General features: G+C 32.7%; 8 protein-coding genes, 3 tRNA genes and 1 other RNA gene. All 12 read left to right on the top strand.

The window, feature by feature from the left end; genetic code table 11:
* Positions 1-84 precede the first annotated feature (84 nt).
* Positions 85-519 carry a nucleoside deaminase gene (locus tag J5G60_RS15545; RefSeq protein WP_150358789.1) on the top strand — a complete coding sequence of 145 codons (435 nt, stop codon included), beginning with the start codon at positions 85-87 and terminating at the stop codon, positions 517-519.
* Between the two features lie 18 nt (positions 520-537).
* Positions 538-627, top strand: a tRNA-Ser gene (locus J5G60_RS15540).
* A 128-nt stretch (positions 628-755) separates the two neighbouring features.
* Positions 756-832, top strand: a tRNA-Val gene (locus tag J5G60_RS15535).
* A 164-nt stretch (positions 833-996) separates the two neighbouring features.
* Positions 997-1,194 (top strand): hypothetical protein, encoded by a 198-nt coding sequence (locus tag J5G60_RS15530; protein ID WP_150358790.1) that lies wholly within the window; start codon positions 997-999, stop codon positions 1,192-1,194.
* 217 nt (positions 1,195-1,411) lie between these two features.
* Positions 1,412-1,501: transfer RNA gene (locus J5G60_RS15525), tRNA-Ser, on the top strand.
* Between the two features lie 11 nt (positions 1,502-1,512).
* An RNA gene (gene ffs, locus J5G60_RS15520) (signal recognition particle sRNA large type) lies at positions 1,513-1,778 on the top strand.
* A gap of 96 nt (positions 1,779-1,874) precedes the next feature.
* Positions 1,875-3,533 (top strand): DNA polymerase III subunit gamma/tau, encoded by a 1,659-nt coding sequence (dnaX, locus tag J5G60_RS15515; RefSeq protein WP_150358791.1) that lies wholly within the window; start codon positions 1,875-1,877, stop codon positions 3,531-3,533.
* A gap of 141 nt (positions 3,534-3,674) precedes the next feature.
* Positions 3,675-4,019, top strand: a complete 345-nt coding sequence (locus J5G60_RS15510) for a YbaB/EbfC family nucleoid-associated protein (protein ID WP_150358792.1) — start codon at positions 3,675-3,677, stop codon at positions 4,017-4,019.
* Between the two features lie 49 nt (positions 4,020-4,068).
* Entirely contained in the window at positions 4,069-4,665 is a 597-nt protein-coding gene (recR, locus tag J5G60_RS15505; RefSeq protein ID WP_150358793.1) for a recombination mediator RecR, read from the top strand.
* A 90-nt stretch (positions 4,666-4,755) separates the two neighbouring features.
* Positions 4,756-5,043 (top strand): DUF2508 family protein, encoded by a 288-nt coding sequence (locus J5G60_RS15500; protein WP_150358794.1) that lies wholly within the window; start codon positions 4,756-4,758, stop codon positions 5,041-5,043.
* A gap of 119 nt (positions 5,044-5,162) precedes the next feature.
* Positions 5,163-5,423: a pro-sigmaK processing inhibitor BofA family protein gene (locus J5G60_RS15495; protein WP_150358795.1), complete on the top strand. Its 261-nt coding sequence runs from the start codon at positions 5,163-5,165 to the stop codon at positions 5,421-5,423.
* Positions 5,424-5,576: 153 nt separating this feature from the next.
* Complete coding sequence (gene sfsA / locus J5G60_RS15490) at positions 5,577-6,269, top strand: DNA/RNA nuclease SfsA (protein WP_150358796.1); 693 nt, start codon at positions 5,577-5,579, stop codon at positions 6,267-6,269.
* Positions 6,270-6,442: the final 173 nt, after the last annotated feature.

The raw sequence follows: 6,442 nt of genomic DNA, 5'->3' as shown, positions 1-6,442 counted from the left end.
TCAATATTCATTTATATGTTTATTTAAAAGAATAAAAATTTAAGTAGAAGTCAATTAATATATTGTTTTTGAGGTATCTATATAATGGATTTTATGGCTGAAGCTTTAAAACAGGCTAAAATAGCTTTAGAGTTAGGTGAAGTTCCTGTAGGTGCTGTTATAATAAAAAATCATAAAATTATATCAGAAGCATGTAATTTAAGAGAAACTTTAAAAGATCCTACTGCCCATGCAGAAATTATTGCTATAAGGGATGCTTCCAAAGTACTTGAAGATTGGAGATTAGAAGACTGCAGTATGTATGTTACTTTAGAACCGTGTGCTATGTGTGCGGGGGCTATATTACAATGCAGAATTAGTAGGCTGTATATAGGTACTTTTGATCCGGATGCAGGAGCTTGTGGTTCTGTAGTCAATATATTGCAAAATGAATTTTTGAATCATTGGACTGATATTCATTGGACTTATAGGAAAGAATGTAGTGACATATTAAAACGATTTTTTAAAAATAGAAGATAGATATTAAATAATAAGTGTGGAAGCGTATCGAAGTGGTCATAACGGGCCTGACTCGAAATCAGGTAGTCCTTACTGGGCTCGTGGGTTCGAATCCCACCGCTTCCGCCATATAGACTATCACTTATTGATGAACCAAGAAGGGTTACCAACAGATGGTTTTTTTTGGAAGCTACAAATTGCCAATATTGAATTTTTCCTTTTTGTTTGGTATAATAGGATCGTTAAAATTGATATATGGAGGTATAGCTCAGCTGGTTAGAGTGTACGGTTCACATCCGTAAGGTCGAGGGTTCGAGCCCCCCTGTCTCCACCATAATGAACAAGCCTGTTTTTAGCATAGTTATAAAGGTAGGCTTGTTTGTTGTATTTTGCAGGTTCTTTAATATAAAATAAACTATTGTCAAAACAATGTATAAAATGATATTATAATAACGTTGGAATAAAATAAGCTTTAAATTAAACTAAAAGGAGAAAAACATGATAAATAATTCAGGAAATCCAACTATGTATATTGGTGGTAAACCTAAAGGAAATTATACTGATATATCAACAAAGTACATAGATAAAGCTTTTGAGAACAGCCATTTGAATAATAGCATCAAAGATAAGCAAAGAAATTTTACATATGAACGTAAAAAGGACAAGCATCTTCTTATCTATGAGATAGAAAGATAAGTTTAATTGAATTGAGATTACTATATTAGTAAATTAAAAGGATAATTTATCATTGATATAGATTGTAAAATAGGATTGGAAGTAGATATCAAATTGAACTTCTGATAAAAGTGTTGCTTTGTTCAAAAATATATGTTAGAATACATAAGTGGAAAAAGCAGCAGTTAGTGATATTTTGCTGAAAACTTAATAAAATTTGTTTCATGAGTAAACCTGTGGAGAGATGTCCGAGAGGTTGAAGGAGCACGCCTGGAAAGCGTGTGTAGGGGAAACTCTACCGGGGGTTCGAATCCCCCTCTTTCCGCCATTTTAACTTTGTCGTGCTAGATGGGGAGTTAGCGGTGCCCTGTAGCCTGCAATCCGCTGCAGCAGGATTGAATTCCTAGCTTAGTCTGTAAAATGTAAGGCCTGGCTCATAAAAGTGGCGTTGAGAACTTGATCCCACGCAACGGAAACTCATGAACCCCGTCAGATCCGGAAGGAAGCAGCGGTAAGTGAACATTTTCGTGTGCCGTGGATAAATCTGGTTTGAGTTAACTATATGGGTAACGCTTATAGTTTATCAGGCGAAGCTAGGTGCACGACTTTAATACTTTAAACTGAATTAAAAAGATACCATATGGTATCTTTTTTGTCATGTATTTAAATAAAGGTTATAATATATATAAGAAGGTGATAACATGGCTTATACCGCATTGTATAGGGAATGGAGGCCTAAAACTTTTTCTGATGTAGTAGGCCAGAACCATATAACAATTACGCTTAAGAATCAAATATTGAATCATAGGGTGGCACATGCATATTTATTTTCAGGAACAAGAGGTACAGGGAAAACTTCAATGGCTAAGATATTAGCTAAAGCAGTAAATTGTTTAGATTTAAAAGATGGAGAACCTTGTAATCAGTGTGAAATGTGTAAAAAGATAAATGAGGGAATTTCTATGGATGTAATAGAAATGGATGCAGCTTCAAAACGTCGATTGGAAGATATAAAAGATGTAATTGAAAATGTAAAATATCCTCCTCAGGAGGGAAAATACAAGGTCTATATTATGGATGAAGTACATATGCTCACCCAGGAAGCGGTGAATGCATTTTTAAAAACTCTGGAGGAGCCTCCATTGAATGTAATATTTATACTTGCAACTACTGATCCCCAGAAGCTTCCTGTTACCATACTTTCGAGATGTCAAGAGTTTGATTTTAGAAGGATAAAGAGCTCAGATGTATTTAATAGACTTAGATGCATAGTGGATAAACAGGGGATTTTTGCAGATGATAGAAGTTTGAATTTGATATCTAGAATGTGTGATGGAGCCATGAGGGATGCCCTCAGTATATTGGATCAAGCAATATCCATGGGTGACGGAAAAGTTGAGTACAGCAGTGTAGTGGATATGCTGGGTTTGGTTACAAATGAGAATTTATTTAAACTTACAAATAGTATAATAGAAAAAGATGTAGAGTCGTCTATGAGGATAATTGATGACATAGTTTTAAGCGGGAAGGATATAGCTAATTTTATTAAGGATATGATAATTCATATGAGAGATCTTTTGATGGTAAAGGTTTCTAATAGTCCTGAAGACGTACTTGATATGTCAGAGGAGAATATAAATCTTTTAAAGGGGCAGGCACAGAAAATACGCGTGGAAGAAATAATGAGGAATATAAGAATACTTCAAGATGCCCAGGAACAGTCTAAGTGGGTTAAACAGAGCAGGATTTATCTAGAACTTGCAGTAATAAAAATGTGTAAAATAGAATATGATACATCTAAGGAAGTGATCCTTGCCAGATTGAACAGGCTGGAGCAGGCATTTAAGCAGGGTGAGATTAAGGTATCCTGTGAAAGGATAATTCCTGAAGCAGTATCTCACAAAGAAAATGTAGTAGAGAAAAACCTTAATAGCGTGAAAAAAGATACTTCCTGCAAATCAAGGCAAAATTTATCTAAGGATTTAAAACCTATAGAAGAAGAAAATATGTATTCAAAGCTTACTTTGGATATGGTGAAAAAAAGCTGGAAAGACATACTTGAATCCCTTAAAGGCAAACATCAGATGGTGTTATTTGCGGCACTCACTACAGGAAAGCCGATAAAATGTGAAAGAGGAATAATAACTGTAGAATATGGGAAAGATTATTCTTTTCACAAACAGAGATTGGAAAAGGATGAAAATCAGAAAATAGTGAATGGAGTTTTTTCGGATGTATTGAAGGAAAGAGTTACTGTTAAGTACACTATAGAAGATCAAATTGATTCTGAATTTAAATCTAAGGAGCAATTGTTAAAAGATACTTTTGGAGAAGATATGGTTGAAATACTCGATGAATAATATAGTAGCTGTTTTAAGTATCATCTTGTCAAGTAAAGGCATTAGCCAGTAAGTATTCGGATAAAACTATAGATGGAATTCCATAGAAATATGATATAATTAAACATGTGTTAGTTAATTTAATTGAGGAGGATATATATTATGGCAAAAGGTGGATTCCCTAACTTTGGCGGTGGGGGAAATATGAATAATTTAATGAAACAAGCTCAAAAGTTTCAAAAACAAATGCAGGATATGCAATCAGAGCTTGAAAATAAGGAATTTAGTGCTACTGTTGGTGGTGGGGCAGTAACTGTAATAGTAAATGGCAAAAAACAGATAGCAAGCATAGAAATTAAGCCGGAAGTAGTTGATCCAGAAGATGTGGAAATGCTTCAAGATCTGGTTTTAACTGCATGTAATGAAGCATTGAAAAATGCAGAAGATGAAACTGCTTCTGAAATGAAAAAATTAACTGGTGGTCTTAATATTCCAGGAATGTTTTAAGATTACGAGCCCCGTCTGCAGATGGGGCTTTAAATTGAGGTGATGTTTTATGGATTTTTATCCTGCTTCTATTGAAAAGCTAATAGAAGAATTTGCTAAGTTACCGGGAATAGGTTACAAGACAGCACAGAGACTTACAATTCATGTGTTGAATCTACCAGAAGATGAGGTAAGGGAATTTGCCCAGGCTTTAATCAAGGCCAGGGGAACTATAAGGTATTGTTCTGTTTGTGGAAACTTTACAGAGTCAGATCCCTGTCCAATATGTTCGAATCCCAATAGAGATAAAAGCACAATTTGTGTAGTTGAAGAACCTAAAGATATAATGGTTATGGAAAGAATAAAAGAATATAATGGAGTCTATCATGTACTTCATGGTAATATATCTCCCATGGCTGGAAGAGGACCTGAGGATATAAAACTTAAAGAACTTATAAGAAGAATAAATGGAGATGTAAGAGAAGTTATAGTTGCTACTAATCCAAATGTAGAGGGAGAAGCTACAGCTATGTATATATCTAAAATATTAAAGCAGCTTGGTGTAAAAGTAACCAGGATAGCTCACGGTATTCCCGTAGGTGGAAATTTGGAATATGCAGATGAAGTTACCTTGTCGAAGGCATTGGAGGGTAGAGTAGAAATATAGCTTCATTCAGCTAATCAACGCTTATGTATATTACTTCTAATTTGTGTCAATTATTAAGATAATATATGAGATTAGGAGGATATACATTTTATGAATAAATATAATATAGTTAAATACCTGTTTGCTAAAAATTCTAAGTATATGACAAATCAGAAAGAATTATTGAATGATATAGAGAAGGCCAGACAGGAATTGGAGAGATGCAGAATATATTTTGATTCTGTGAAGGATCCCTATTTAGTAGATTATGCTATATATATGGAGGAGGCAGCAAAGTCAAAGTACATGTATCTTTTAAATAAAGTTAAGAAAAATGGATTTAAGGCAGATTATAAAAATATATTTCCAATCTTGAATGAAAATAAAAAATCGTCTTAAAAGGATAAATCAAGCATTAGAGCTTATTCTTTGCATTAATATTTTTTTATTGTTAGAATATAAATTAAATAGTATCGATGTATAATAATAGAACGTAAGTTTATGGGGGGAATAAGCGTATGATGTTTCAATATATAGGATATTTTTTAATTGCTATAGTGGGGTTATATATATTGGTGAAGGTATTTTCATGGCCCTTAAAAATATTATTCAAGCTTATTGCAAATGCTGTGCTTGGCGTGATTCTTTTAATTATAGTAAATTTAATAGGAAAATATTTTGGATTTAGCATAGGTATCAATGCTGTCACTTCGCTTATTGCAGGGTTTTTTGGAATACCCGGAGTGATATTTCTTATAATATTTAAATTATTTCTTTAAAAATTCATTTTTGGGAGTACTGATTTTTATAGATTTTCTGGGAAATAGTTTATAAATTCATAAAAATGTAACAATAGTAATTTGTATTTTTAGGCTGATAATCTGTTATTATTAAAAAGAAGTTATAAATTTGGTCTTGCTGGAGATGGTGTATTGATATTTGATAAAAATATAGTAAAAGCTGAATTTATCAACAGACCTAACAGATTTGAAGCTTATGTATATATAAACAATTCTCAGGTAAAAGTTCATGCCCCCAATACAGGAAGGTGTAGAGAAATACTTATACCTGGTACTACTGTGCTTTTAAGAGAGGAAAATAGTCCTACAAGGAAAACAAAATATGATTTAATAGCAGGTTACAAAGGAGAAAGACTCATAAATATAGATTCACAAATTCCGAATAAAGTTGTATATGAGGCTTTAAAATTGAAAAAAATAAGTTATTTTAAAAAATACGTTAAGATAGAAAAAGAAAAAATATTTGAAAATAGCAGATTTGATTTTGAATTATGGGATAAAAGCAATAGACAGTGTTATCTTGAGGTAAAAGGAGTTACTTTTGAAAAGAACGGAGTGACTATGTTTCCGGATGCTCCTACAGAAAGAGGAAGAAAACATTTACTAGAATTAGTTAAAGCAAAAAAGGCGGGTTTAGATGCGGCAGTTTTATTCTTAATTCAGATGTCTAATGTAAAATACTTTACACCTTATGATAAAATGGATAAAGAATTTGGGGGAAATCTTAGATACGCAAAACAAAATAATGTAGAAATTTTTGCTTATGATTGTGATGTGGGTGAGCATTTTATAACTTTGAGAGATGAAGTTAAAGTAAAATTATAATATCATCTTTAAGTTTAAGCAAAACTATCCTAAGAGGTCTTTTTCACTTGAATTTATACATAAAAAGATCTAATCCAGACGCATAACAGTGCCTATCTGCCACTTTAGGAAGTTATAAGTATTAGCAATGGTAGCGTTTGGATAAAAAATTTAGTAAATATTTTATTATATAT

The organism is Clostridium sp. HV4-5-A1G (assembly GCF_900184915.1).
Taxonomy (GTDB): domain Bacteria; phylum Bacillota; class Clostridia; order Clostridiales; family Clostridiaceae; genus Clostridium_B; species Clostridium_B aromativorans.
This window is presented reverse-complemented; position numbering and strand designations above follow the sequence as displayed.